The following is a 24,485-nucleotide window of genomic DNA, read 5'->3' on the forward strand; positions in this document are numbered from 1 at the left end:
GAACGATCTAAAAAGGCAAAACGACGCGTAAATTCTGTGTAATTTGGAACCTTATGGCGAATGAATCCACCTGCAAATCCGGAGGCTTCCAATTCGGTGTAGAGATGGGCAACATATTCATTGTAGACTTTACGTTCACACCCAAACGCGCGGTTTAAGCGTTCTTTCTGCTCGTCTGTAGGGAAAATCGCATATTGATACCCAAACGTCACCCATCCTTCGGGTAATGTTTTTTTGGTTCCTTTTCGGTGTAGTGTTTCCAATTGAACCTTCACGTCATTCACTCCTTTCTGTCAGGACTATTTTCCTGTCTTACCAAAAAAAGAAAAAGAAAACAAGTACATATGTTCGCTTTAGACTTACGCCTACCCACCATTCATCCCCCACCTACTCACTGGGCTTCGCCCTTATCGTTCCTTGAGGAAGGGGACTTCTGGTGGAAATCTGTTAAAAGCGAAGCACTTTTTTGTAGTGGCTTGGTACTGTACTCACCAGTCTGGCAACCTTTTTTCTTTTACTAAACTTCACATTGTTCAGCCAATTCACAAAGGCTTCACCGCTGAAAGACACGCCGTAGCCTTCGTTTCCCTCTTCATCGATATACGCAATTTCCCAGTAAGGATGGTCATTCCCCCGGTCGTATATCCACTGATCAAACTCACGTTGAAGTTGATGAATATTGCGACCACCTTTTGCAGCACAGCTCATGTACTCGTCTTCGTATCTGAATTCCATTTTTATGACCATGTTTCCCGCCTAGACCTTTTGCAGTCATTCTACTCCCCTATTGCAAACATCAATCGTCTCCACTCAGCAAATGTCGCACCTGCTGAATGGGCGGATAATCTTTGACATCATTTTTATACGCCATGTAAAGCGTATTGTTCACTGCTAGATGAGGAAAGAGAATTTTCGTTTTGTTCGCTTCAAGCGAATCCGCAATTAAATACGTAGGAAGGACGCTAATTCCCATTCCTTCTTCGATTGCTTTTAACACAACGCGCAGGTCAGGGATAATATGATAAGGCTGAATGGGCGGTCGCTTTCCGAAATGCTCTCGCCAAAAGCGGCGTACGATGGGCAGCTCTAAACCATAGCTTAGCCATCTCTGTTCGTCTAACCATGATTCAATCTCACCAATTTCGGTAAGCGTTGAGTCAACGTCATAAGGAGCGGTTACAACAAACTGCTCCTCCTCTATTTTCACACTTTCAATACCTGGTACTTGAAGCTTTTGAGTGGTAATGATGAGATCCACTTCATCACCTTGCAGCAGCTCTAGTAATTTCGTCGCAACGCCAAATTGAATGGAAAGGCGACTGTCTACGCGTTTAAGACTAGGGAGTGCCTTTTTCGTAAAATACTCCCCAGGTGAACCGATTCGAACAATAGGGGTCTGTGGCTCAGAGGCTACGTGGCGAATTTCAAGCGTGGTGCTTTCTAGTTTTTCAATGAGCGGCACTAACGTTGTATACAGCTCTTTTCCTTTATCCGTTGGAATCATTTTTCGAGTAGCACGAATAAACAAAGGCTCTCCTACCTCTGCCTCTAATGCCGCTAAGTGCTGACTCATCGCAGGCTGTGTTAAAATGCGAGCCTTTGCAGCAGCGGATACCGAACGATGCTTGTAGATGGAGATAAAACTTCGATACCATTCAAAATCAATCATGTTTCTTTTTTCTCTCCTTTGATATGTTAAAAGCATCGTCATAGAGACGATGCTTCTTTTATTATATCTGACGCAAGCGGAAAACTTGGCGTTCCGCTACGAGATCTGCCGTCTTTTCACGATAATTTTTATAGTGATCAGCCTCAACGTGAGCCTTTAGCGCTTCTTCATCTTTCCAAATTTCATAAAAAACGAATACCCCTTGTTTTTCCATTGATTCATGGAGCACATATTGAACACAGCCTGCTTCTGCACGGGACGGCTCTAGTACAGCTTGGAGCTCTTTAAGAAGCAGGTCCTCTTTTCCAGGCTTAGCTGTTAAAATCGCATTAATCGTAATGGCACTCATTCGATCTCCTCCTCGTCTTTTTAATCACCAGTATTTCCAGCTTACTTTTTACCATACAAGAAAAGAGCCACATATGCATGAAAAAAGCTCGGCATATGTGGCCCCGTGTTTTATGCTAACGTTTTGACAACCGCTTTTGCTACGCTGATCGTTGATTGTGGATTTTGACCTGTAATTAAGTTTCCATCTACTTGAAGGTGATCCGTCCAGTTTGCTGCCGCAACGAATTTTCCTCCTAATTCACGTAAGCGTGTTTCAAGTAAAAACGGCATGTATTGATCTAGCGTTGTTTCACGCTCTTCGTCATCTGTGAATCCCGTAACCGCTTTTCCTGCAACAAGAGGTGTACCGTCTGAAAGTTTTACTCCCACAAGACCTGCTGGTCCGTGACATACAGTTGCTACAACGTTATTTGCTTCATATGCTTCGCGAAGAAGCGCGTGCAGTTTTTCGTTATCTGGTAAATCAAACATTGTTCCGTGTCCACCTGGTAAGAAAATAGCATCGTATGCAGACGCGTCTTTAATATTTTCTAATTTCAACGTATTTTCAAGATATACCGCTGTGTCTAAAATTTCTTGTGGCGTTTCGCCTTCTAAGCTGCGATCATCGACCGGTGCTTTTCCACCTTTTGGACTTGCTACTGTGATCTCATAGCCTGCTTTTGCAAACTCAACGTACGCTTCGCCGAATTCTGACAGCCAAAGACCTGTCTCATGTCCTCCGTTCATTTTGTCAGCTGTTGTTACAACCATTAATATATGTTTACTCATTATAAGTTCCTCCTAAAAATAACGTAGTGTATGTGAAATACAAGACTAATTGTAAGCCCATTTCCACTATAATACAAATTAGAAAATAAACATCTATCTATAAATATATTTATAGATAAATCATTATAAAAACCCTCGATTTCTCGAGGGTTTTATGATCATTAAATGACTTTTACATCAACTTCAACGTTTCCGCTGATGGCTTTTGAATATGGGCAATATGCATGTGCAAGTTCCACGTATTTTTTAGCTGTTTCAAGGTCTAATCCTTCAATGTGCGCTTCTAATGATACGCCAATTTTCACACCTTGATCTTTTGTATCTGCAAGAAGGCGAACCGTTGCCGTTACTTGGCTGCTTTCGATCTCAACTTTATGCTTTTTCAATTGAAATTCTAACGCGCTGTTAAAGCACGCGCTATATCCAGCTGCGAATAGCTGTTCAGGGTTTGTTGCTGTTGTTGCTTCTCCCCCTAATGCTGGTGGTGTTGCTACATCCAAATTAAAAATATTGTCTGGAGAAAATACCTCTCCGTTACGTCCACCTGTATTTGTTACCGTTGTTTCATATAATGTTTTCATTGCTGTATCTCTCCCTTTTTATCTGTTTTTGTTTATTATCTTATCTACAATTTAATTGTACACAATTTAATTGTGTAACACAATACTTTTGTTTATTATTTTTTCATCCCATGACAATTTACACGATCCATGAAAATCTATATACTAACAAATAGAGTGTAAAATCACAGTCTGGTTGGTAGTCCAGACGCATTTTTAATGTCAGTAGCCTTCCCCCCTCGGGATGTCCATCACTCTGATTCAATTAGAGGGGGCTATAACATGATGTTAACCATTTATTTTGAAAAAACGTTTTGGGTGGGCGTGGTCGAATTTGAAGAAAGTGATTGTTTAAAGGCAGTTCGCTACGTGTTTGGTTCAGAGCCGAAGGATGAAGAAATACTTACCTTCATTCATACCAAACTGCCGACACTCATTCAGACCGTTCATTCGTCAGTCTCACCTTTTGCAAAGGCGAAAAAATGCGTGAATCCAAAACGCTTAGCAAGACAAGCAGCAAACGCAACGAAGCAAACGGGTATTTCAACAAAAGCACAAGCAGCTCTCAAAGAAGATTTGGAATGCCGAAAGATCCTTCGAAAAAAAGTTTCTCGAAAACAACGCGAAGAAGAGACCGCCCGCAAGCGATCGTTAAAAGTCGTTAAGCGTAAGAAAAAGCACAGAGGAAAATAAACGCGGTGCAATAAAAAAAAGGGTGTAGCATTAGATTAAATGCTGCACCCCTTTTTTTGATGTTCTACTATGTTTTATTCACACTATACAAATAGCGAAAATGAATTTAACTGTCTAGTGTGATCAAACTGGGTTTTTCATCAGGCTTTTCATGACCTCTGCTAAGCATTGGATACCACTTTCTAATTCCTCAACCGTTGCATAAGCGTATGATAGGCGAATGCACGAGGTATCTTCACCATACATTTGTCCTGGATTTAAAACAATCCCGTTTGCTAGCATTTTTCGATACAGATCGTTCATGGAAATAATCCCATTTATTTTTAACCAAAGAAATAGCCCCCCATGTGGAATTTCATACGTTACCATGTTGTTTAAATATTGATTGACAAGATGAACTACAAAGTCTCGACGTTTTTTCAACTCCTTTCTCACCTCTGCTACATGTCTGTAATACAATCCGCTTGAAAGCCACTCTGCAGCTACTCGCTGTGACAAGGAGCTTGACCCATAATCCATTTGCATTTTAATATCTGCAAGGCGTTCGATAACTGCTTCTGGTCCAATGACCCATCCGATGCGTAGCCCTGGACTTAACGTTTTTGATAAGCTCCCAACATATAGCACGTGTCCATGACGATCCATTGACTTTAATGGCTTCGGACAATGCTCGCCTAGCCACAGTTCTCGATAAATATCATCTTCAATGACGGGAAGCTGTTTTTTCTCACAAAGATCTAAAAGACCACGGCGACGATCGCTCGTCATTAAAGTACCTGTTGGATTGTGAAAAGAAGGATTGGTATACAAAATACGCGCCTCTCTTTCCGATCGCTCCACCGCGTCTAAACATATCCCCTCTTTATCCATCTTTACCCCTTTTAAGCGCATTCCCGACGATTGAAATACACGAAGGGAATACAAATAAGATGGTTTTTCAAGCAGTACCGTGGATGATTTCTCTAAAATTCCAACCGAAATTAACTGTAATGCCTGAAGAGCACCTGATACGATAAGAACCGAATCTGCAGACACATGAATGTCCGCTTCTTTCACATACTCTACTACTGCTTCACGAAGCGGCAAATAGCCTTTTGGCTCTTCATATCCAAACGCCGTAATCGATTCGGTTACTTCATTCATGACTTGTTTCATTTTATTGAGTGGAAATAATTGTGGGGACAGCTCGCCTTTACTGAGCTGGATGAGTGTACCATCCGTTTCTTTATCATTAATTTCCTGAACCATTTTTTGACTGGGCTTATGTACACCGGACTTGACACGTGAATCCCAATTAGGCGTTGAGTTGGTTGCTAGTAGTGTCCACGTGTTATTTATGACGACCGTACCCTTTCCTATTTGCCCTTCAATTAAACCGTCTGCCATTAGCTCCTCTAAGGCGGTGATAACTGTACTTCTATTCACGTCGAATTGTTTTGCAAGAACTCGCTGACTGGGGATTTTTGTACCGATCGGCCACTCCCCATTTGCTATTTTCTCTTTAAGATAGAGAATAATTTGCTGGTATTTAGGCGTCTTTGTAGTATTCATTTCTTCTCTCCTCTTTGCAAAGTGGTTGGGTTTATTTCTTCCTAACTGGTTGAAGACATTTTACCAAACCTTTATTACGATAGGAACGATTACAGATCATTTTTTAAAATGGTTGGCTATTTAAAAATGGAGGGAATTCAATTGAGGAATCAACGTTGGCAGATCATCAGCGCGCAAGTATTCATAAATTTAATATGGGCCTCAGCCTTTCCAGGGATTCGCGTTTCCCTAGAAGCGTTCAGCCCTCAGCATCTTGTTCTACTACGCTTGATCATTGGATCGCTCCTACTTCTAGGTGTTGCGCTACTAAAAGGTATAAAGTTGCCAGATGCAAAAGACATTCCAGCTCTTATAGGACTCGGGGGGCTCGGATTCACCAGCTACCATCTTTTGTTGAGCATCGGCGAAAAAACGGTAAGTGCAGGCATTGCAAGTCTACTCGTTTCCACCACGCCTATTCTCTCAGCCTTACTTGCATTCATTTTAGTACGTGAGCGTATTGGTAAAATGAAATGGCTTGGCTCGTGCATTAGCATAATTGGTATTTCTCTTATCTCCTTTACATCTGGATCTGTGTCAGCATCCATGATCGGTATTTCACTCATTCTACTTGCTGCTTTATCAGAAAGCATGTATTTCGTTTTTCAAGTGAAGCTGCTCAAAAAATATGGATTTTTGTCTTTTGTTACGTATACCGTATGGGGAGGAGCGTTACTTATGCTTTTCTTCTCACCTGGTATAGGGAGTGACCTGCAACACGCCCCAAAAGATTCTCTCCTAAGTGTTCTTTACTTAGGTATCATTCCAACTATTATTCCGTACCTCATTCTTGCCTATATTACGGCCAAAATGGGAGCTTCTGAAGCAACATCCTCCCTTTACATGACTCCTGTTTTCACTTTCGTCATTTCTTGGTTATGGATCTATGAAGTCCCCACTTTTCTTTCGATTGTAGGAGGTATCATTACGCTGTTAGGTATTGCTTGCACACACCTTCCTCAAAAAACACGTTCCATACGGGATGGTGAATATATTATATCCAAAAGGAATATTTGACTAATTTTTCAGAATTGTGTTAACATTAAAGAAAGAAACCTCAGAAGGAGGAAACTATTTATGCCTATCTGGATTTTTTTAGTCGCAATCGTCGGAGGATTACTTGGTGTTGGAGCAGTTGCAGATCGAGTAGCTAAAAAGAAAAAATTAACGTTTGAACCTGAAGAAGGAATAAAAAATGCTTCTACTAGTCAGCAGGTGTACGGGGAAGATTTTTTAAGACAAGTGAATGATTCGTTTAAGCAACCAAACGGATAATGATAAAAAAAGGACGCTACTAGCAATTCGTAGCGTCCTTTTTTACTTATTTTTTTGGTGGCACTGCGCAGTTACCGTCCGCACATAACGCATCCTCTGCTCCGCTACCTGATAAATCCTGTAGCTTTGGGGCTGGGTTTTCTTCTTCCCATACTTGTTTCAGTGCACTCTCAAACGTTTCTTTTGGCTGTGCCCCTGAAATGGCATACTTTTGATTAATAACAAAATACGGAACGCCCGTGATGCCATATTGCTGTGCAATGCTTTCGTCCTGGCGTACATCCGTAGCAAACGCATTTTTGTCGTTTAAGACGACTAATGCCTCATCGCGATCTAATCCAGATGCTTCTGCAAGATCAGCAAGCGTATCTACCTCTCCTACGTGCTTTGATTCAGTAAAATAAGCGTGCAGCAGATTTTCCGTCATCGCTTTTTCTTGTCCCTTTGTTTCTGCAAATTTAGCTAAACGATGCGCATCAAACGTATTTGTTGGCTTCATGTCATCGAAATTGAACGTTAGCCCAACGCTTTCTGCCTGTTGACCAACGCCAACGTTCGCTTGTTTCGCTTGTTCAACGCTCATGCCATATTTTTTCGCGAGCATTTCGTGAATGTTTTGACCTGTATTGAACGCTGAATTAGGATCTAGTTCAAAGCTTTTAAATTCAACTTCAACATCTTCTTTATGAGGAAATGCCTCAAGCGCTTGCTCTAGGCGACGCTTTCCAATATAACAAAATGGACACACAAAATCTGACCATACTTCGATTTTCATATCGACACCTCTTTAATTCAAGATATTTCCCATCATAACACACCTTGTAGAAAAACAAACGAAAAATGCTTTAGGCGTATTTCATCATAAAATGATAGCATTTTAGCTCACTGTTCGCTAAAATTAAAGGATGTAAGCGTTATATTTTAGTGCAAACGATTGCGCATTTTAAGAAAAGTGGAGGAATAAAAATGATGACCGAAAAAGAAAAAATGCTAGAAGGCGAAATGTATGATCCAGCAGATCCTACGCTAATGGCCGAACGTACCAACGCACGTCGTCTCGTTCGTTTGTTTAACGAAACAACTGAAACAGAGCATGAAAAACGCATCGGCCTTATTAAAGAATTGTTTGGTTCTACGGGCGAACACGTTTATATGGAGCCAAACTTCCGCTGTGATTATGGGTATAACATCCGCGTTGGTAACGGATTTTTTGCTAACTTCGACTGCGTTATTTTAGACGTGTGTTCCGTTACATTCGGGGAAAACTGCATGCTCGCACCTGGCGTTCATATTTACACTGCTACTCATCCGCTAAATGCCGCAGAACGAAACAGCGGTCGTGAATTCGCCAAGCCGATTACAATCGGCAATAACGTATGGCTTGGAGGCGGATGTATCGTTAATCCTGGTGTCAACATTGGAGACAACGTCGTCGTTGCGTCCGGTGCTGTTGTTACAAAAGACGTCCCAAACAATGTGGTGGTTGCTGGAAATCCTGCACGAGTGATAAAAGAAAATATCTAACGACAACGCGAATGGAAGTGGAATTTACACTATGGAATTAACATTAATACCGAGCATGTGGGAGACAAATCAGCTTATTGTTCGAGATTTACAGGAAGCAGAAATAGGAGACGTTCAAGCTCTCTACTTTCAAGGCAGCTATCTTGGAGAATGGGACGGACGCACCTATGACTCTGACTATATTACACAGTGCTTTACGACCGGTGACATCCCTCCTGGTGGAACAAAACATCATTTTAAAATTCAAGTGCTTCGGATGAAAGAAAGCCATAAAATCATCGGACTTCTCGCAACGTATCATGGCCATCCATCATCTGACGTCTTTTACATTACATATTTTTATGTTGATCAACGCTTGCAAAGTCAAGGATTAGGTCGTGAAGCGATGGAACAATTGCTTCAGTGTGTAAAAGAGGCAAACTATACTGAGATTAGAGCAAATGTTGCGATTAAAAATTGGCCTGCGCTCCGTTTTTGGACGAGTCTAGGACTTGATCGCATTCAAGGCGTATTTGGTGACCGTACTCATAGCTCCCAGTCATTCGCTGATGTTGAACTAGTAAAGAAACTATGATCACATCAAAAAAGCACCCCCGTATGAGGTGCTTTTTTCTTATTCCGTCGTCTTTTTCCACTTCTCTTCAATTAACATCTTACCAGGCCATGTATACGCCATAATTCCACCGTCTACCGTAATGTCTTCACCCGTGACGTATGAGCTGTCATCACTTGCAAGAAATAAGGCCACAGTGGCAATTTCCTTTGGTTCTCCAAGACGTCCAAGCGGCGTAATCCACTTGTTTGCTTCACGGAATTTCTGGCCCATATCGTCTTGTTTCGTTCCTGCGAGTGTGTCAATGAGCGGTGTTTCGATAGTGCCGGGTGCAATGGAGTTTACGCGAATACCGTCACGTGCATAATCAATCGCCATTGCTTTCGTGAAGTTTCTGATTCCACCTTTTGCTGCATTGTAACCAGAGCGATCTAGATCCGCTGCTTGCCCTGACATGGAAGACGTGTTGATAATTGAACCGCCGTTCTCCATCATAAGTGGAAGTAGATATTTACTGCATAAAAACGTCCCGCGAAGATCTACCGAAATAATGCGATCAAACAATTCAACCGGATATTCGTGAACTTTTCCGCCCTCTTCGTCAATCCCTGCGTTGTTGAATAATACATCAATTTTTCCGTACTTTTCTTTTACTTGATTCGCAAATGATATGGCGCTATCTTCACTTGATACATCTAGTTCATAGGCTTCTGCCTTTCCGCCGTTTTGTTGCACTGATTCGACTGTCTTTTGAAGCTCATCTGTGTTGACGTCCGCACAAAGAACGGTAGCTCCTTCCGATGCAAACAGCTCGACCGTTGCTTGCCCAATCCCTGTTGCTGAACCCGTAATAACTGCAATTTTATTATCTAATTTTCCCATGATTATAGCCTCCTATAAAGTGAATCTGTCGTTAATAGAAGTAAATTACCCTTTATGTGAAATAGTAAACACACTCAAATTGGCAGACAATATATGGTATAATATGGATTCAAAAAAGGAGGAGAACTGCTATGAAGACACTCGTTTGTTTTGGGGATAGTCTGACAGCAAGACATGAAGGCTTTACGGAGCCGTTGCTAACATCAAAAATTGCTGAGCGATTGCCGACGATTAACGTTATCAATGCAGGCGTTCCCGGCCATAACACAAATGATGCTCTCTCTCGCATCGAACAGGACGTGTTATCTCATCAACCTCACTTTGTGACCGTACTGTTCGGAGCAAATGATGCAGGGAAAAAAAGACCTGTTGATCTTTCTACCTTTACGGAAAATATGCGTACGATCGTGCGTTTCATTGGACCTCATAAAACGATTTTGATCACGCCTTCTCCTGTTGATGAGCAAAAGCAAGCGGATCGAACAAATAACTTATTGGGTCAGTACGCACAGGCTGTGAAAAACGTAGCGCTTGAATTAAATTGTCACCTCATTGATTTTTATCGTCATTTCCTGTCACAGTCTGATTATCAAACAAAGCTAAAAGGTATAGAAGACGACGGACTTCATTTCGGCGAAGCAGGCTATGATTTGTTATCAGAGCTTATCGTGAAAAAGTGGCAGCAGCTTCAAACATAAAAGGAAAAAGCTCTACGCTTTTTCCTTTCTTTTCTTATTTCGCAAGTGAATAAATACACGTGTCTCGCAGATCACCTTCGACGCTTAAGCTGTCGCTATGTAAGATACCGTCTAGATTAAAGCCCGCGCGTTCTGCTACTCCGCGACTTTTTGTATTACGAGAATCGCATCGAATCTCCACTCGGCGCGCCCCTAGCTTCTGAAAGGCAAATTGTTGAATCCCCTCCACAGCTTCCGTCATGTAACCTTTTCCGCTATGTCGTGTATCAATCCAGTAACCTATTTCAAACTTCGGAACGTCCCAATCAATTCGGTGTAAACCTGATGACGCAACAAGTTCCCCCGTTTCTTTTAAAAACACCAGCAGACGCAGATCTGTGCGCTTCAAATAATTGATATATGATTCTCGAATGTTAATTTCCGTTTCTTCAAGCGTCTGTTCGCGCTGTGCAAACGGCATCCACGGTTTAAATTCGTTAAGCGATGCCTGAATGGCCTCATATACTACCGCCCCGTCTCCCGGTTTCGGCATCCGAATAAGCAATCGATCAGTTGAAAACTCTGTTGGAATGTCTCGTAAAATTGGATTCATCTTCTTCTCCCCCTATGTAGCATTTCGTCTATCTATTCGTATTTCTACGATCTGACGCATCAAATCACTATTATATGTAATCATACCAATTTATTCTAAATAGCAATAGACTGAAAATACTAATTTTACTTACGAACACAAAAAAAGAAGCGCTCAAAGACAGTGAGCGTGCTTCTTCTAGCCGAATCATTTATTTTGGAGATTTTGAACGCATCATATCATTTAGAAACCATTGATAACCATAGTTCAGCACTGATGTTCCAACCGATAGGAGAAACAACTGTAGCCTTGTCATGTTGACCATACGATAAACCTTCAGCTTCTCTGCTAGAGAAGTGAGCGGATAAGCAAACAGATAATCCAGCACGATATTGCTTGATAAATAAAGCCAAAAGCGGCCGAACGTAAATTTAAAGATCCACAAATTAATCACGAAAAACGGACCAAACAAAAAAGAAATATCACTTGCTAGACTAGGAAAGAGCGGGGTCTTCACCTTCCACCATGTAAATTTATGAGAGAGCTCACTAATTAGTGCAATGACAAGCGAGCTGAACGTTAACACAGGTAAATAGCGCTTAAACGTATGGCGGTCCATTTTCACTAACGTAAGCCATGGAACAACGAGCAAGATAAGAAGCAACCATTTTCCTTTCATATGTACAGAAACCCTCCTTCATTCGTTCATTTCTCATTTCTAGAAGGACTATCTAAAGCATCCAGCTAATTCATATTTTTTCTTTTTTTGATTAAAACGTAGGCTGATTCAGCCACGAACAATAGAATGAACACAATTAAGACAACAATTTCTGCTAGCTCCATGACGCGAAAAGGACTTAACGTGCTCCGAAGTGATTCATACAGCGTAAATCCTTCAAACATATTCAGCACCGTCGCAAATCCTACTAAACAGACAAACATCGAGACAGTAATCAGCAAAATCTTCATCGTAAGCCTCCTCTGCTTTTATCGTCCCGCGATTCCATTTTTCTATACAAACGAGAGGAGCATTTTTTACATAAAATTCCCTACCTTGTCGAACACTAGAATCATACTACTTGTCTAATCAAAGGAGGTTTTAACGCATGCCTTCCTTTTTCAAGCATTCAAAGCCGAAAAAAGAACGTGTTAGTGAGCAAGCGGAAGAAACTTCTTCCTCGTCTGATGACCACCTATTTTCGTCTCTTTCGGAGAACGTTGACTACATTCAACAGAAAACAGGAAACAGCCCAGACATTGTCATCAGACAGCTCAGCATCGGGGACACGACGCCGATTCAAACTGCGGTTGTATACGTAGATGGAATGGTCGATGAAAAAGCCATTCAAGATTTTTTATTGGAATCGATGATGAAAGATGATGACTTGAACCAAAAGGTTACAAATGCGAATGTCTTATCACTGATTAAAAAAGATATTTTGGCATTCGGTGACGTGTCAATGGCCACTTCATGGGAAGACTTTTTTTTATCGCTTATGAGTGGTGAAACGATAATTTTAGTAGACGGACATTCAGAGTGTATAGTTGTTGATACAAGAGGCGGTGAACGCCGCGCAATTTCAGAGCCTAGTTCACAGATGGTCGTACGAGGATCAAAGGAAGGATTTAACGAAACTCTTGCCACCAATATTTCACTCGTTCGTCGTATCATTAAAAACCCTAGTCTATGGGTGGAGTCAATGAAAATCGGGAACGTCACCAAAACGGATGTGTCGATTATGTATATTGATGGAATTGCAAATGAGAAGATTGTGAAGGAAGTAAAAGATCGGCTAAAACGCATTAACATTGATAGCATTTTAGAGTCGGGATATATCGAACAGCTCATTGAGGATAAAACCTTTACGACCTTCCCTACAATCTATCACACGGAGCGGCCTGATACAGTAGCGGGCAATTTACTAGAAGGCCGTATTGCGATTTTCGTGGACGGAACGCCGTTTGTTTTATTGGCGCCTGCTGTATTTATTCAGTTCTTTCAATCAGCAGAAGATTATTATGCACGGTTTGATATTGCATCGTCTCTTCGCTTTTTGCGCGTCATGATTTTTTTTATTTCGCTGATCGCTCCTGCTACGTATGTGGCCATCACAACCTTTCACCAAGAGATGGTTCCGACGAAGCTTATTGTTGCGATTGCCGCTCAGCGAGAAGCCATTCCATTTCCAGCCTTCGTTGAAGCGATACTCATGGAGGTAACCTTTGAAATTTTACGTGAAGCAGGACTACGCTTACCAAAAACGATTGGCTCCGCTGTTTCCATCGTTGGAGCGCTCGTTATTGGTCAATCGGCGGTGCAAGCAGGGATCGTTTCCCCTGCGATGGTTATCGTGGTCGCCATCACAGCCATCGCAAGCTTTGCGACGCCATCTTTTGCGATCGCCATTTCGGCCCGACTTCTTCGCTTTTTATTCATGGTAAGCGCTGCAACGTTTGGCTTTTATGGCATTATTCTATCGCTCTTAATTATGGTCGTTCACCTTTCAAGCCTTCGTTCTTTTGGTGTCCCTTATATGGCCCCACTTGCTCCTTTCATTATGAGTGATATAGGAGATACGGGAATTCGTCTGCCGTGGTGGTCATTGCGAAAGCGACCACGCTTAATTGCTGATAAAAACATTACGAGAGAAGCGGTAGATCAAGGGCCAAATGTTCCAGCATCGCGCGGAATTGTAAATCAAAAGGCAGAAGATGGTGATCATCGTGAAACGTAAATGGCTTATCTTCTTTCTAATCGTTTTGCTTACTCCCCTCTTAACTAGTTGTTGGAGTAAAAAGGAGCTCACAGATCTCGCTCTTGTATCAGCACTTGGGATCGATAAAACAAAGGACGGAAAATACCTGCTGTCCTTTCAAATTTTGAATCCTGGTACCGTAGCGGGAAGTTTACAAGGAGGCGGAGGCGGAACAGAAAGCCCTCCCGTTACCGTTTATCAAGCAACGGGAGATAACTTAACGGAAGCAAGCCGCCGTGCCTCTGGTCATGTATCGCGCCGACTTTATTATGCACATACAAACTTAGTGGTGATTGGAGAAAAGATGGCGAGAGAAGAAGGAGTAGAGAAACTGATTGATGGGCTTGATCGTGACCCTGAGTTTCGGACTACCGCTACCTTTGTTATTGCGAATGGCTCAAGCGCTGCCGATTTAGTAGAAACCCTGACTCCAGTGGATAAAATACCTTCCGATAAAATTAATAAAACATTAGAAATAACCGAAAAACGCTGGGGACACAATATCAAATCATCACTTAAAGACGTGATGGTGAACTTAAAAGCACCAGGGAAAGGAACACTTGTGTCAGGGTTCAAGCTGGTCGGCAATGTTGAAAATTCAAAACAACTGATGAATCTCCAACAAAGTGCACCAAAGTCCACCCTTCGCTCAGATGGGATCGCCGTATTGAAGGATGGCAAATTAATTGATTGGCTATACGGAGATAAAGCACGAGGTACTGTCTGGGTCATTGATAGAATACACGGCACTGACTTCAATATCGACTGGAACGGAAAAAAGGAAGTGATTGCCTATCAAACGGTTAGACAAAAAACAAAGATTTCAACCCACATTAAAAACGGAATGCCTACTTTATTTGTTCACAGTCGCGTAGAAGGAGATATTAGTGAATTGGACGTCCCGGTGGAACTCTCAAATCCGACTGAGGTTGTGAAAATACAACATGCTCTGGCAAAGCAAATTGAAAGTGATATTGGTGAAGCTATACGAAATGGTCAAAAGCACGGCGTCGACTATTTTGGCTTCGGTTCTGACATGTATCGCAACCACCCTCAAGAATGGAAGGAAATCGGAGACAGATGGAATAGTGAATACTTTCCTAAGGCAGCTGTGAAAGTCTCAGTAGAAGCGTATATTCGTCGTACAGGGCTTCGTAATAGGTCATTTCTTTCTAAGTAACGAATTTTACTCCGAATTTGCAGGATCATTTGAAAGGAGGTTTTTCTCCATGGAAAAGGCGAAGATAAGTGCCAGTCAGCTGTTTATTTTAATGGTGCTCTTTCAGCTTGGAAGTGCCCTACTCGTTCCACTAGGAATGCGAGCTAAGCAAGACGTTTGGCTAGCCATTTTTTTAGGGAGCGTCTGTAGCTTCGCGCTCATGATTATTTATTATCAGCTGTATCGCCATTACCCTGACGTACTACCTACTACGTATGTTCAAAAAATATTAGGAAAACACGTTGGCAAAACCGTGGCGTTCATTTATCTTCTCTATTTCATGTACAATTCTTCTCGGGTGCTGCGTGACTTCGGCGAAATGCTTTTAACGTTCGCCTATCCTGATACGCCGCTGTTCATTATGAATGCGTTGCTAATGCTTGTCATTATTTATACCATCCGTAAAGGCATTGAAGTACTTGCACGATCTGGTGAGCTCCTATTCATGTTTCTTTATATTCTCGCTGTAATTGGCTTTATCTTAATTATTTTTTCAGGTCTCATTAACTTATCAAATTTACAGCCGACTCTCGGGGATGGACTAGGACCTGTTCTGAATACCACTTTTACTGAAACACTGTATTTCCCGTTCGGAGAATCAATTGTTTTCACCATGATTCTTCCGTACTTAAAACATCCGAAAAAAGCAAAATTCACGATGATTTGTGCAACCGGACTTACTGGAATTAACTTAACGATTACATCGCTTATTAATGTGACCGTTCTTGGAGTGGATCTTGCTTCTCGCTCTCAGTTCCCCCTTCTATCAACAGTTCAAAGTATTCAAGTAGCGGATTTTTTGGAGCGATTAGACGTATTTTTTATGCTTGCGCTTGTGATTGGAATCTTCTTCAAAATAGGCATCTTATTTTATGCATCAATGATGGGGACAGCAGATTTATTTAACATCAAATCTCCCTCTCGGCTTTCATACCCGCTCGGTCTCGTAATTTTATTTACATCAATGATTATTGCGAGTAACTTTCCTGAGCATCTATATGAAGGACTACGCGTTACGCCGTTAAAATTACATATGCCGTTTTTAGTCTTGTTTCCAAGTTTTTTACTTCTCGTTGTCTATATTAAACGGCGTCTCAAACTGAACTGAGGTGGCAATGGATGTACGCATGGATTTACGATCACTTTATTAATACCGTTTTGTTTCCATTAACATGTCTCATAGGCCTTGGAGGCTTTTTAATTCTCTATGGCTATAAAAGCATAAAAAAAGCAAACGCCAACTCTTAATCCATCAAAGCAGCTTGTGATGAACAAGCTGCTTTAGATTTATTCATGTACGAATTCTTCTTTTAAAATAAAATACAAACGTAGATCCCGTCATTCCTTTACGAATAGTACCTTCTAGCGTCATTCCGACTTTTTGCATCACTCGCTCTGAGCCAATTTTTTCACTCATTGCCTTTGCTTCAATTGTTAAAATAAAATAGCCCTCATTAAAAATAAGGACTATTTTACACCTCTATGGCTTATAGCTGAACCTTCACCTTTGTTCCATCTTCAAGCGCAACGTCAACGAGAACTAACCCTTTGTGCTGCTTCAATTCAGCTAAAAAGGAGCGAACAACCTGCCGAATCATCGTGGCATCCATCGCAAGCAGCCATTTTTCGTATTCTTTGTTTTTGGAGTGATTCACCCAACGATTAGCCTGCTTCCAAACGAATTTTGACGAAACGACTGCCCCTAAAAGTCGCAGAACTGCAAAAGGAAGCGGAACCGTAATTTGTCGACGATTTTCTACTTGCACACGCACCTTCATCATCGACTTCCCTACTCGATATACACAGCGACAGTATCACCGTCAGCAGATTTCACATCAACAATTTGCCCTACTAATTCTTGCTCAATCGCAGTAATCAACAGATCAATATCCAAATCTTTCACGTACTTTTCCGCTTGAGGGATATTTTTCGCAATGCCATGACCTGCATTTAAAACGGCTTTTACGAGTTTAATCGGTAAATTAACGCTCACATTATCCTTATCGCTTGAGATGACCCGAATCCGAAGCGTACGATCTGAGTAAGGAGATACCGCTACTGCTGTTTCTTTTTCTTTTTCTTTCAATACGCTAATAAGTTCGGCCGCTTTATCTGAATCAATTCGTCCCTCTTGCACCATTGTTAATACTTTTGCGATTTCCTCTTTCATCGTTCATCCCCCTATTATTTTTTTAACATTTTAAGTGCTTCTTCTGCTGAAATTTCGCCTTTTTCAAGCATTGATACGATGTTTTTCTCGTCTCGCTCTGGTTTTTTTGGTACTTCTGCTTGATGACCGAGTGCTTGAATAATTTCGGACAGTTTTCCACGAACCGTTGGATACGAAATACCGAGCTCCTTTTCCACTTCTTTAATATTTCCGCGACAAACAAGGAACGTCTCCACAAACTGCAGATGCTCTGCCGATAAAGAAGCAAGCTTTGAAAGCTGAAAATTATTTTCAATCGTCGTCTGACAGTGACCGCAGTGCAGCTTTGTTACATTTAAGGAATGACTGCACACCGGACAACTTGTTAAAACTGTATAACTCATAACAAGCTCCTTTCCTTAATATGGTATCATTATATAATGCCTTAATGAAATAAATCAATATATAAATTAATTTTTTAACTTTTTATTTTATATAAATTAATAAAATTAATATTTGTTTTAAATATATAAAAACAAACATACAAAAAAGCATCCTTCATATGAAGAATGCTTTTTAACTTAAATATGCGGAACGACTAGACCACCGTATGCAAAGGCAATTAAGATGAGAATGGCTGGATGCACCTTGAATTTTGTCATCGCTACGAGCGAAATAAGACCAATAACGACAGTTTGAATCACTCCAAGTGACACAACGGAATCTCTTCCCATCTCCCACGTTAAAATCACCATCATAATTGCGATAACGGGCTGTACGAGTAGCGTCATTCCTTTTACGACTTTTGATTGGCGGTGACGCTGCAGTAATTTTAATAATAAAATCAATGCAACGGCTGATGGAACGACGGTCGCAAACATCGCTACAAGTAGACCGACCCAGCCTCCTATATCATAGCCAACATAAGCGGCAATTTTCGTTGCGATCGGTCCCGGCAGTGCATTACCGAGCGCTAGCATTTTTGAAAACTCTGTATTAGTCAGCCAGTGATATCGTTCCACTACTTCCTGATACATAAGCGGAATGGATGCCGGGCCCCCTCCGTATCCCAAAAGATTTGCGATAAAAAACGCTGCAAGCAGGGCAATCAGTATATTCATGCTGATGCACCTCCTTTGTTTTCTTTTTCATTTTTATCCCCGTCGCCTTTTTTGAACTTATCCCGTAGTTTAAAGTGAACGGATCCATATGCAAGAAAAATGATAATGACAATACCAGGATGGACGTTCAAGGTTTGCAGGAGTACAAAGCTAATCACAAATAAAATAACTCCTAATACTTTTCCAAGACCCTTCACCGCTTTCGCAGCAAACTCATAGGCCATAATACCAAGCATCACACCAACGACTGGCGTAATTGCCGCAATCATTCCTGCGACCACTTCTGATCCGCTTAACGCATCTGCTAGTGCAAACAGTACGATCATCGCTAAACTTGACGGCAAAATATGGGCCAGTGTCGCAACAATCGCTCCTACCGTTCCTTTTAGCTTATACCCTAGATACGCAGCCATCTTCGTGGCGATCGGCCCCGGCAGGGCGTTAGCAATGGCATACGTTTCCCCAAATTCTTCATCCTCTAGCCATTTAAATCGCTTCACCGCTTCATGGCGAATAAGCGGAATTACGGACGGACCTCCGCCAAACCCTAAAATCCCGCTTCGCACCATAGCGATTATCAGCTCTTTGTAGATTCTCATCGCTGTCTCCTCCTCTATCTCTACAACTTCATCCCCATGCGACTTTTATAGCGTTTGATTAAGATCTGGCAGTCCACACTTACGACTCCTTCAACGCTATAAAGCTTCTCTGTTAAAAATCGTTCCATTTCTTGATTATCTGCAAATATCCCGTGCATATGTAGCTTGCTCGGTCCCGTCATATGATACAAACTCGTAACCGCATCTTCTTGTTCAAGCTGTTCTGCTACGCTTTCTAGAAATTTCGGCTCCACGTCTACATTAAAAAAAGCCGACACATGAATGCCGATTTTCGCTGGATTGATCACGGTCGTAAACTTTTCAATCACGCCTTGTTCGACAAGGTTATTAATGCGCGTTTGTACTGCTACGCGCGATAAGCCAATTTCTTTTCCAATATCCGTATAAGAAGCGCGGCTATTTTCGTGCAGCTTTGATAAAATTTCTCGATCGACGTCATCAATTTTAAGATCCGGAATGCGATAGTCTGAATTCATTTTCGGTCATCTCCCATCTCTTTCATGAACTTTTTTATTCTAACATACGAAACGAAATATAAAAATAGATTTTGGTTACGTTTTGAAGTGAAAATATTTTTTTAGCAGACAAAAAGAAAACCTCCCGTTTTGAGGAGGTATTTAACGTGAAACGGATAGATGCGGAATTTTTCGTAAAAGGCGTTTGATTGATTTGTTGGCTTCGTGTAGAATAATTTCCTTATCGAGCGTTCTCATAAGGCGGTTTTCCATTAAAATCTGACCGTTTACAATGGTCGTTTCGACGTCTGCACGAGTAGCGGAATACACAATCCGTGAAATAGGGTCCACGTCAAACGATGGATACGTGTGAAAATCACGTAGATTAAGAATTGCTATATCTGCCTTTTTGCCAATCTCAATGCTGCCTATTTCATGTTCCATCCCTACCGCTCGTGCTCCGCCAATCGTAGCCATTTTAAACACTGCCCTTGCATTCATCGCCGTCGGACCGTGAACAGGCTTTTGGATGAGTGCTGCAAGTCTCATTTCGTTGAACATATCTAGGTTGTTATTGCAAGGAGCTCCGTCTGCTCCTAGGCTAACGGACACGTGATGATCTAAAAGTGTGGGAATATCAGCAATTCCAGATGCTAATTTTAAGTTTGAACCGGGACAGTGACTCACATGAACACCGTTTTCCTTAATGATCTTCCTCTCCTCATCATCAAGCCATACGCAGTGAGCGAGAATTAATCGATCTGTCGCGAGTCCAAGATGATGGAGATATGTCACGTTCCGCATCCCAGTTTCACGCTCGACTAGGGCAATTTCACCTTGATTCTCAGAGGCATGCGTATGAACATGAATGTTATGTGTGCGGGATAATTCGCTTACTTCCCGCAGGAGTACCTCTGTGCACGAAACGACAAAACGAGGCGAAAAGGCATATTTAATTCGACCTTCATACATGTGCCATTTCTCCATTAAATCCACGCTGTTCTGAATCGAGTCGTATGTATTTTCTTGTAACGGAAGCGGGACTTCATCTCCTTTATCCATCATGACCTTTCCAGACAAAGCGCGAATGCCGCTTTCGGCAATTGCTTGAAAAGCTGAATCCGTGTAGTGAACGGTTTCCATGTCTACGATGGTTGTCGTTCCACTTTGAATTAATTCACCAATCCCAAGCATCGCAGAATAATAAATCGATTCCTGATCATGTGAGGCCTCTAACGGCCAAATACGCTGCTTCAACCAGTCCATGAGCTCCAAATCATCGCCTTTTCCACGAAAAAGCGTTTGACATAAGTGAATATGGGTTTGCACAAACCCTGGAATAACCGTGCGATTTGTCCCGTCGATCAGTTGATCAACCCGATCGACGTTTAAGTTGGGACCTACTGCTTTAATGATATCGTCCTCAATATAAATATCTCCCGTTATAATCTCCTCATTCGCATTCATCGTCACAATTTCAGCATTTCGGATTAAAATCGTCTTCATCTCTATGTTCTCCTCCCCGTGTATGCTTCACTGATGTAAAGTACTCACTATTATACTGAGTTCAGAGAATCTTTTTACATTTTATGTAATGAAACCTCACATGAAATTTCCAAATAAAAAAACACCGATTTTGTTAGATCGGTGTTTCATTCATTTCCTTATTTGGTTGCTGCTTCGCTTTCACGCTCAGCGGACGCTTGTTTTATAAATTGAGATAAATAACGAGCAACGCCGTTGTCATCGCACGTATATTCTGTCACCTCATCGACAACGTCTTTAATATGATCGCCCGCATTTTTCATCGCCACTGCGTAGCTTACAAACTGAAACATTGGCAAATCATTGTTGCTGTCACCAATCGCTAAAATTCCGTCAGAAGACAAACCAAAGTGCTTCAGCATCTGCTGAATACCCGTTGCTTTATTCACGTTTGCGACCATAACCTCTACGTTATGATGTGAGGACGTAGACGTTGAAAAATCGGTGTCTTGCTTTAATTTTTCAAGCTCGTCTTTAAATGCATTAATATGTGTGGTTGTTCGTGCAAAGAAATAAAACTTTGAAAACTCACTGCCTTCCACACGATCCTTCCAGTCGATTTCTTCTTGGATCGCTTTTTTACGTGAAAGCCATTCATTAATTTCAACATCTTCAGGCTTTGGATCTTTAATTTCGTTCAGAACGTATTCTTGATCCTGTTTCAACGTTACGCGCGCGCTGTTGTATGGAAATAATTCATAATAGACACGGTGCTCTCGTGCTTTTTCAATAATTGTGTGTACGAGTTCAAGGGAAAGGGAATGCTTAAATACCATTTCTTTGCCTACATACCCTGCCATACCGTTTGATGTGATAAATCCATCTACTTCAAAGCCATCAGGCACTAATTCAGCAATTTCATCAAACGCTCTTCCCGTTGCGATAAACACATAAATTCCCTGCTTACGCAAACGGTCGATTGTTTCCTTTGTTTCCATGCTTACACGATTTTGACGGTTTAAAATAGTGCCATCCATATCTAAGAAAATGGCTTTCGGTGTTGTAACCATAACGATTTTCCCCCTCTTTGTAAAAAAGAATGCACTTTGAAGTATATACCTTTGACGTAACAAACTCAACGCATGTGTGTTATTGAACAGCTTCCATTTCCCGTCACAAAGCACTCTTTGCGTTATTATTAAACGTTTGTAAATCCCTCATTGCAACTCTCAGCTTATTTCATCGTCACTATCTACAACACGATTTTAATGCGTATCTCTCTCTAGATCCCCTTCCCCTGAACCTCTTTACAAAACAACGCTTCAAAATAAGACACCAAATGTGGACGAAGCTCTGTACGTTTCAGACCTATTTCCATGATCGCTTTTATGTACCCAAGCTTGTCACCGATGTCATAGCGGCTCCCTTCTAGCTCTAGAGCAAATAGCCCCTCATGCTTGCACATTTTTGCAAGTGCATCTGTTAGCTGAATTTCATTTCCTGCCCCTCGTTCAATCGTTTCAAGGATCGCAAAGATGGAAGGCGGAAGAATGTATCGTCCCATAACCGCTAAGTTCGACGGAGCCTGCTGTTGCGTTGGTTTTTCAATGATAGTACGCACTTCATATACCCCGTTATGTGAAAATCCTGGTTGAATGATTCCATATTTGCTTACTTCCTCTTTTGCCACGGCCTGAACCCCTACAACAGGTGCTGACGCTTGTTCATATACTTTCATCATCTGTTGCAGTGCAGGTGGATCAGAAACCATAATATCATCACCTAAAAGGACCGCAAACGGTTCGTCACCGATAAATTGTTTGGCACAAAGGACCGCATGGCCAAGTCCGAGCGGCTCCTTTTGACGAATATAATGAATCGTAGCCATCGAGGAAATTCCCTGTACTTCTTTGAGCTGATCATACTTCCCTTTCTCTTCTAACAGCTGCTCAAGCTCAATCGATTTATCAAAATGGTCCTCAATGGATTTTTTATTTTTTCCCGTTACAAAAATAATGCTTTCGATTCCGGACTGAACCGCTTCTTCTACGATGTATTGAACAGCCGGCTTATCCACAATCGGAAGCATCTCCTTTGGCTGTGCTTTTGTTGCAGGCAAAAAGCGCGTGCCTAGTCCTGCCACTGGAATAACCGCTTTTTTTATTTTCATTTTTTCTCTCCTCCAAATTCAACGTCACGCACAAACACCAAGCGCGTGCCAACATAATTAATGCCAACTCCTACAATCGTCGCGACCAACTTACTCACGATGAGTGACCAATCAAGCTGCTGATGAAGCTCTGATAGTAAGACTGACGTCACAGCAAGCGTGATCAGATTTACGCTTATAAAAGCGATAACCTCTTTTTTTGAAGTCGCTCCTTTTTGCTGAAACGTCCATGAGCGGTTTAGCATATAGCTGTTCGCTAAACCACCGCTGTACGAAATGATTTGAGCAAGTATATACGGAAATCCCCCTAGAGTCAGCAATGTAAAAAGAAGAAAATCGATGCCGGTGTTTACGATACCGACAAGACCAAACTTCAAAAATGAATACCACCTACTCATGTACAACACTACTTACTACTTGGCGCTCTTTTCGCTCCATTCCGTAACACTCACGAACGATATAAAGCGGACGATTTTTCGTTTCGTCATAAATACGCCCGATATATTCACCCACAATACCAAGTAAAATCAGCACGATACCGCTGAAAAACAGCTGTATAACAATCAATGAAGCCCATCCTTCCACGGTGCTATCTGTGAAGAGCTTTTGATACAGAACAATAAACATATAGATAAATCCAGCAAGTGATAGAAGGCTTCCTGTATACGTCGCAAGCTTTAGTGGCTTATAGGAAAACGTCGTCAATCCGTCTAGGGAAAGCTTTAGCATTTTTTTAAGCGGATACTTTGTTTCACCCGCTAATCGCTCATCCCGCACATACTCTACGGCCGTCTGCTTAAAGCCTACCCAGCTAACAAGCCCACGAACAAAGCGGTTTTTCTCCTGAATGCCTTTCATTTCTTCACAAACACGGCGATCAATTAAACGAAAGTCCCCCGTATCAACGGGGATATCGACATCCGTTGACGCACGTAAAATACGGTAAAAGAGAGAGGCCGTTTGCTTTTTGAAAAACGTTTCGCCTTTTCGCTGCACGCGCTTTGCGTACACCACGTCATAGCCTTCCTTCCATTTCTCAATCATCTCTAAAATCAGCTCTGGTGGATCTTGTAGATCAGCATCAATTACGACAATCGCTTCTCCTCTTGCATAATCCATCCCAGCCGTAATCGCAATCTGATGACCGAAGTTTCGTGAGAAGTCGATCAGTTTGACCGAATCGTCCCCGTCGCTATATCCCTTTAAAATAGCGGCGGTTTGATCTCGGCTACCGTCATTGACAAAGAGAAGCTCGTAAGCTTCCTTTGTCGAATTCATCACTGATTTTAAACGACGATAGGTTTCATGAATAACGGCCTCTTCATTGTAGACAGGGATCACAATGGAATAGCGCACATGTTTTTTCATTTAAA

Annotated in this window: 33 protein-coding genes; 9 read left to right on the top strand and 24 right to left on the bottom strand. The window is 41.7% G+C overall.

Translation table 11 applies throughout. The annotated features are described in order from the left end of the window. From AMD01_RS12975 to AMD01_RS13000, 6 genes are all read right to left on the bottom strand, one after another. The coding region (locus AMD01_RS12975) for a helix-turn-helix domain-containing protein (protein ID WP_169775963.1) at positions 1 to 275 on the bottom strand (275 nt) is incomplete at its 3' end. A 172-nt stretch (positions 276 to 447) separates the two neighbouring features. Beyond that, on the bottom strand, positions 448 to 735 hold the full coding sequence (locus AMD01_RS12980; RefSeq protein ID WP_157052726.1) for a hypothetical protein: 288 nt from the start codon (positions 733 to 735) through the stop codon (positions 448 to 450). A gap of 61 nt (positions 736 to 796) precedes the next feature. Continuing rightward, positions 797 to 1,669: a LysR family transcriptional regulator gene (locus AMD01_RS12985; RefSeq protein WP_053401858.1), complete on the bottom strand. Its 873-nt coding sequence runs from the start codon at positions 1,667 to 1,669 to the stop codon at positions 797 to 799. A 61-nt stretch (positions 1,670 to 1,730) separates the two neighbouring features. Further along, positions 1,731 to 2,018 (bottom strand): putative quinol monooxygenase, encoded by a 288-nt coding sequence (locus AMD01_RS12990; RefSeq protein ID WP_053401859.1) that lies wholly within the window; start codon positions 2,016 to 2,018, stop codon positions 1,731 to 1,733. 110 nt (positions 2,019 to 2,128) lie between these two features. Next, positions 2,129 to 2,791 carry a type 1 glutamine amidotransferase domain-containing protein gene (locus AMD01_RS12995; RefSeq protein ID WP_053401860.1) on the bottom strand — a complete coding sequence of 221 codons (663 nt, stop codon included), beginning with the start codon at positions 2,789 to 2,791 and terminating at the stop codon, positions 2,129 to 2,131. A 161-nt stretch (positions 2,792 to 2,952) separates the two neighbouring features. Beyond that, positions 2,953 to 3,372 carry an organic hydroperoxide resistance protein gene (locus AMD01_RS13000; RefSeq protein ID WP_053401861.1) on the bottom strand — a complete coding sequence of 140 codons (420 nt, stop codon included), beginning with the start codon at positions 3,370 to 3,372 and terminating at the stop codon, positions 2,953 to 2,955. Positions 3,373 to 3,633: 261 nt separating this feature from the next. Here AMD01_RS13000 and AMD01_RS13005 point away from each other — a divergent pair, with 261 nt between their 5' ends. Further along, positions 3,634 to 4,044, top strand: a complete 411-nt coding sequence (locus tag AMD01_RS13005) for a YjdF family protein (protein WP_053401862.1) — start codon at positions 3,634 to 3,636, stop codon at positions 4,042 to 4,044. A gap of 123 nt (positions 4,045 to 4,167) precedes the next feature. Here AMD01_RS13005 and pdxR read toward each other — a convergent pair whose 3' ends face one another. Further along, positions 4,168 to 5,595 (bottom strand): MocR-like pyridoxine biosynthesis transcription factor PdxR, encoded by a 1,428-nt coding sequence (pdxR, locus tag AMD01_RS13010; RefSeq protein ID WP_053401863.1) that lies wholly within the window; start codon positions 5,593 to 5,595, stop codon positions 4,168 to 4,170. 141 nt (positions 5,596 to 5,736) lie between these two features. Here pdxR and AMD01_RS13015 point away from each other — a divergent pair, with 141 nt between their 5' ends. After that, positions 5,737 to 6,651 (top strand): DMT family transporter, encoded by a 915-nt coding sequence (locus AMD01_RS13015; RefSeq protein ID WP_053401864.1) that lies wholly within the window; start codon positions 5,737 to 5,739, stop codon positions 6,649 to 6,651. A gap of 60 nt (positions 6,652 to 6,711) precedes the next feature. After that, the gene (locus AMD01_RS13020) at positions 6,712 to 6,909 is read left to right on the top strand and encodes a hypothetical protein (RefSeq protein ID WP_053401865.1); all 198 of its coding nucleotides are present in this window, start codon (positions 6,712 to 6,714) and stop codon (positions 6,907 to 6,909) included. A 46-nt stretch (positions 6,910 to 6,955) separates the two neighbouring features. On the opposite strand, the gene AMD01_RS13025 is transcribed toward AMD01_RS13020, so the two are convergent. Then, positions 6,956 to 7,684, bottom strand: a complete 729-nt coding sequence (locus AMD01_RS13025; RefSeq protein ID WP_053401866.1) for a DsbA family oxidoreductase — start codon at positions 7,682 to 7,684, stop codon at positions 6,956 to 6,958. A 191-nt stretch (positions 7,685 to 7,875) separates the two neighbouring features. Here AMD01_RS13025 and AMD01_RS13030 point away from each other — a divergent pair, with 191 nt between their 5' ends. Together AMD01_RS13030 and AMD01_RS13035 are read left to right on the top strand one after the other, a co-directional pair. Continuing rightward, the gene (locus AMD01_RS13030; RefSeq protein WP_053401867.1) at positions 7,876 to 8,433 is read left to right on the top strand and encodes a sugar O-acetyltransferase; all 558 of its coding nucleotides are present in this window, start codon (positions 7,876 to 7,878) and stop codon (positions 8,431 to 8,433) included. Between the two features lie 31 nt (positions 8,434 to 8,464). Beyond that, positions 8,465 to 9,007: a GNAT family N-acetyltransferase gene (locus tag AMD01_RS13035; RefSeq protein WP_053401868.1), complete on the top strand. Its 543-nt coding sequence runs from the start codon at positions 8,465 to 8,467 to the stop codon at positions 9,005 to 9,007. Positions 9,008 to 9,046: 39 nt separating this feature from the next. Here the strand turns inward: AMD01_RS13035 and AMD01_RS13040 are convergent, their stop codons facing one another. After that, positions 9,047 to 9,868, bottom strand: coding sequence for an SDR family oxidoreductase (locus AMD01_RS13040; RefSeq protein ID WP_053401869.1), 822 nt, complete (start codon positions 9,866 to 9,868; stop codon positions 9,047 to 9,049). A 131-nt stretch (positions 9,869 to 9,999) separates the two neighbouring features. Here AMD01_RS13040 and AMD01_RS13045 point away from each other — a divergent pair, with 131 nt between their 5' ends. Next, positions 10,000 to 10,566: an SGNH/GDSL hydrolase family protein gene (locus AMD01_RS13045; RefSeq protein ID WP_053401870.1), complete on the top strand. Its 567-nt coding sequence runs from the start codon at positions 10,000 to 10,002 to the stop codon at positions 10,564 to 10,566. Positions 10,567 to 10,600: 34 nt separating this feature from the next. Here the strand turns inward: AMD01_RS13045 and AMD01_RS13050 are convergent, their stop codons facing one another. From AMD01_RS13050 to AMD01_RS13060, 3 genes are all read right to left on the bottom strand, one after another. Continuing rightward, positions 10,601 to 11,158 carry a GNAT family N-acetyltransferase gene (locus AMD01_RS13050; protein ID WP_053401871.1) on the bottom strand — a complete coding sequence of 186 codons (558 nt, stop codon included), beginning with the start codon at positions 11,156 to 11,158 and terminating at the stop codon, positions 10,601 to 10,603. Between the two features lie 190 nt (positions 11,159 to 11,348). Further along, entirely contained in the window at positions 11,349 to 11,816 is a 468-nt protein-coding gene (locus tag AMD01_RS13055) for a hypothetical protein (protein ID WP_053401872.1), read from the bottom strand. 65 nt (positions 11,817 to 11,881) lie between these two features. Continuing rightward, positions 11,882 to 12,106, bottom strand: a complete 225-nt coding sequence (locus tag AMD01_RS13060) for a YczF family membrane protein (RefSeq protein ID WP_053401873.1) — start codon at positions 12,104 to 12,106, stop codon at positions 11,882 to 11,884. 137 nt (positions 12,107 to 12,243) lie between these two features. Here AMD01_RS13060 and AMD01_RS13065 point away from each other — a divergent pair, with 137 nt between their 5' ends. The 3 genes from AMD01_RS13065 to AMD01_RS13075 are packed head-to-tail and all read left to right on the top strand — an operon-like array spanning position 12,244 to position 16,220. Beyond that, on the top strand, positions 12,244 to 13,872 hold the full coding sequence (locus AMD01_RS13065; protein ID WP_053401874.1) for a spore germination protein: 1,629 nt from the start codon (positions 12,244 to 12,246) through the stop codon (positions 13,870 to 13,872). Continuing rightward, complete coding sequence (locus AMD01_RS13070; protein WP_053402013.1) at positions 13,862 to 15,073, top strand: Ger(x)C family spore germination protein; 1,212 nt, start codon at positions 13,862 to 13,864, stop codon at positions 15,071 to 15,073. The genes AMD01_RS13065 and AMD01_RS13070 overlap by 11 nt, the downstream gene beginning before the upstream one ends. A gap of 49 nt (positions 15,074 to 15,122) precedes the next feature. Next, positions 15,123 to 16,220, top strand: a complete 1,098-nt coding sequence (locus tag AMD01_RS13075) for a GerAB/ArcD/ProY family transporter (protein WP_053401875.1) — start codon at positions 15,123 to 15,125, stop codon at positions 16,218 to 16,220. Positions 16,221 to 16,403: 183 nt separating this feature from the next. Here AMD01_RS13075 and AMD01_RS24945 read toward each other — a convergent pair whose 3' ends face one another. From AMD01_RS24945 to AMD01_RS13130, 12 genes are all read right to left on the bottom strand, one after another. Then, the gene (locus AMD01_RS24945) at positions 16,404 to 16,529 is read right to left on the bottom strand and encodes a hypothetical protein (protein WP_281176878.1); all 126 of its coding nucleotides are present in this window, start codon (positions 16,527 to 16,529) and stop codon (positions 16,404 to 16,406) included. Between the two features lie 70 nt (positions 16,530 to 16,599). Then, positions 16,600 to 16,893 (bottom strand): hypothetical protein, encoded by a 294-nt coding sequence (locus AMD01_RS13080; RefSeq protein WP_157052728.1) that lies wholly within the window; start codon positions 16,891 to 16,893, stop codon positions 16,600 to 16,602. A gap of 8 nt (positions 16,894 to 16,901) precedes the next feature. Further along, positions 16,902 to 17,282, bottom strand: a complete 381-nt coding sequence (locus AMD01_RS13085; RefSeq protein ID WP_053401877.1) for an SHOCT-like domain-containing protein — start codon at positions 17,280 to 17,282, stop codon at positions 16,902 to 16,904. Positions 17,283 to 17,296: 14 nt separating this feature from the next. After that, entirely contained in the window at positions 17,297 to 17,665 is a 369-nt protein-coding gene (locus AMD01_RS13090; RefSeq protein ID WP_053401878.1) for a DUF2089 domain-containing protein, read from the bottom strand. A 177-nt stretch (positions 17,666 to 17,842) separates the two neighbouring features. Continuing rightward, complete coding sequence (gene chrA, locus AMD01_RS13095; RefSeq protein WP_053401879.1) at positions 17,843 to 18,382, bottom strand: chromate efflux transporter ChrA; 540 nt, start codon at positions 18,380 to 18,382, stop codon at positions 17,843 to 17,845. Continuing rightward, entirely contained in the window at positions 18,379 to 18,981 is a 603-nt protein-coding gene (gene chrB / locus AMD01_RS13100; RefSeq protein ID WP_053401880.1) for a chromate efflux transporter ChrB, read from the bottom strand. Before chrB ends, chrA begins: the two co-directional genes overlap by 4 nt. A 20-nt stretch (positions 18,982 to 19,001) precedes the next feature. Then, a complete protein-coding gene (gene chrS, locus AMD01_RS13105; RefSeq protein WP_053401881.1) occupies positions 19,002 to 19,478 on the bottom strand; it encodes a chromate efflux transcriptional regulator ChrS in 477 nt (158 codons plus the stop codon). A 141-nt stretch (positions 19,479 to 19,619) separates the two neighbouring features. Then, positions 19,620 to 20,963, bottom strand: a complete 1,344-nt coding sequence (locus AMD01_RS13110) for a 5'-deoxyadenosine deaminase (protein WP_053401882.1) — start codon at positions 20,961 to 20,963, stop codon at positions 19,620 to 19,622. A 158-nt stretch (positions 20,964 to 21,121) separates the two neighbouring features. Continuing rightward, the gene (locus tag AMD01_RS13115; RefSeq protein ID WP_053401883.1) at positions 21,122 to 22,012 is read right to left on the bottom strand and encodes an HAD family hydrolase; all 891 of its coding nucleotides are present in this window, start codon (positions 22,010 to 22,012) and stop codon (positions 21,122 to 21,124) included. A gap of 212 nt (positions 22,013 to 22,224) precedes the next feature. Next, positions 22,225 to 23,112: a UTP--glucose-1-phosphate uridylyltransferase GalU gene (galU, locus tag AMD01_RS13120; RefSeq protein ID WP_053401884.1), complete on the bottom strand. Its 888-nt coding sequence runs from the start codon at positions 23,110 to 23,112 to the stop codon at positions 22,225 to 22,227. Then, on the bottom strand, positions 23,109 to 23,510 hold the full coding sequence (locus AMD01_RS13125) for a GtrA family protein (protein WP_053401885.1): 402 nt from the start codon (positions 23,508 to 23,510) through the stop codon (positions 23,109 to 23,111). Before AMD01_RS13125 ends, galU begins: the two co-directional genes overlap by 4 nt. Further along, on the bottom strand, positions 23,503 to 24,480 hold the full coding sequence (locus AMD01_RS13130; protein WP_053401886.1) for a glycosyltransferase family 2 protein: 978 nt from the start codon (positions 24,478 to 24,480) through the stop codon (positions 23,503 to 23,505). The genes AMD01_RS13125 and AMD01_RS13130 overlap by 8 nt, the downstream gene beginning before the upstream one ends. Positions 24,481 to 24,485: the final 5 nt, after the last annotated feature.

The sequence above is a fragment of the Priestia koreensis genome, assembly GCF_001274935.1.
Classification (GTDB): Bacteria; Bacillota; Bacilli; order Bacillales; family Bacillaceae_H; genus Bacillus_AG; species Bacillus_AG koreensis.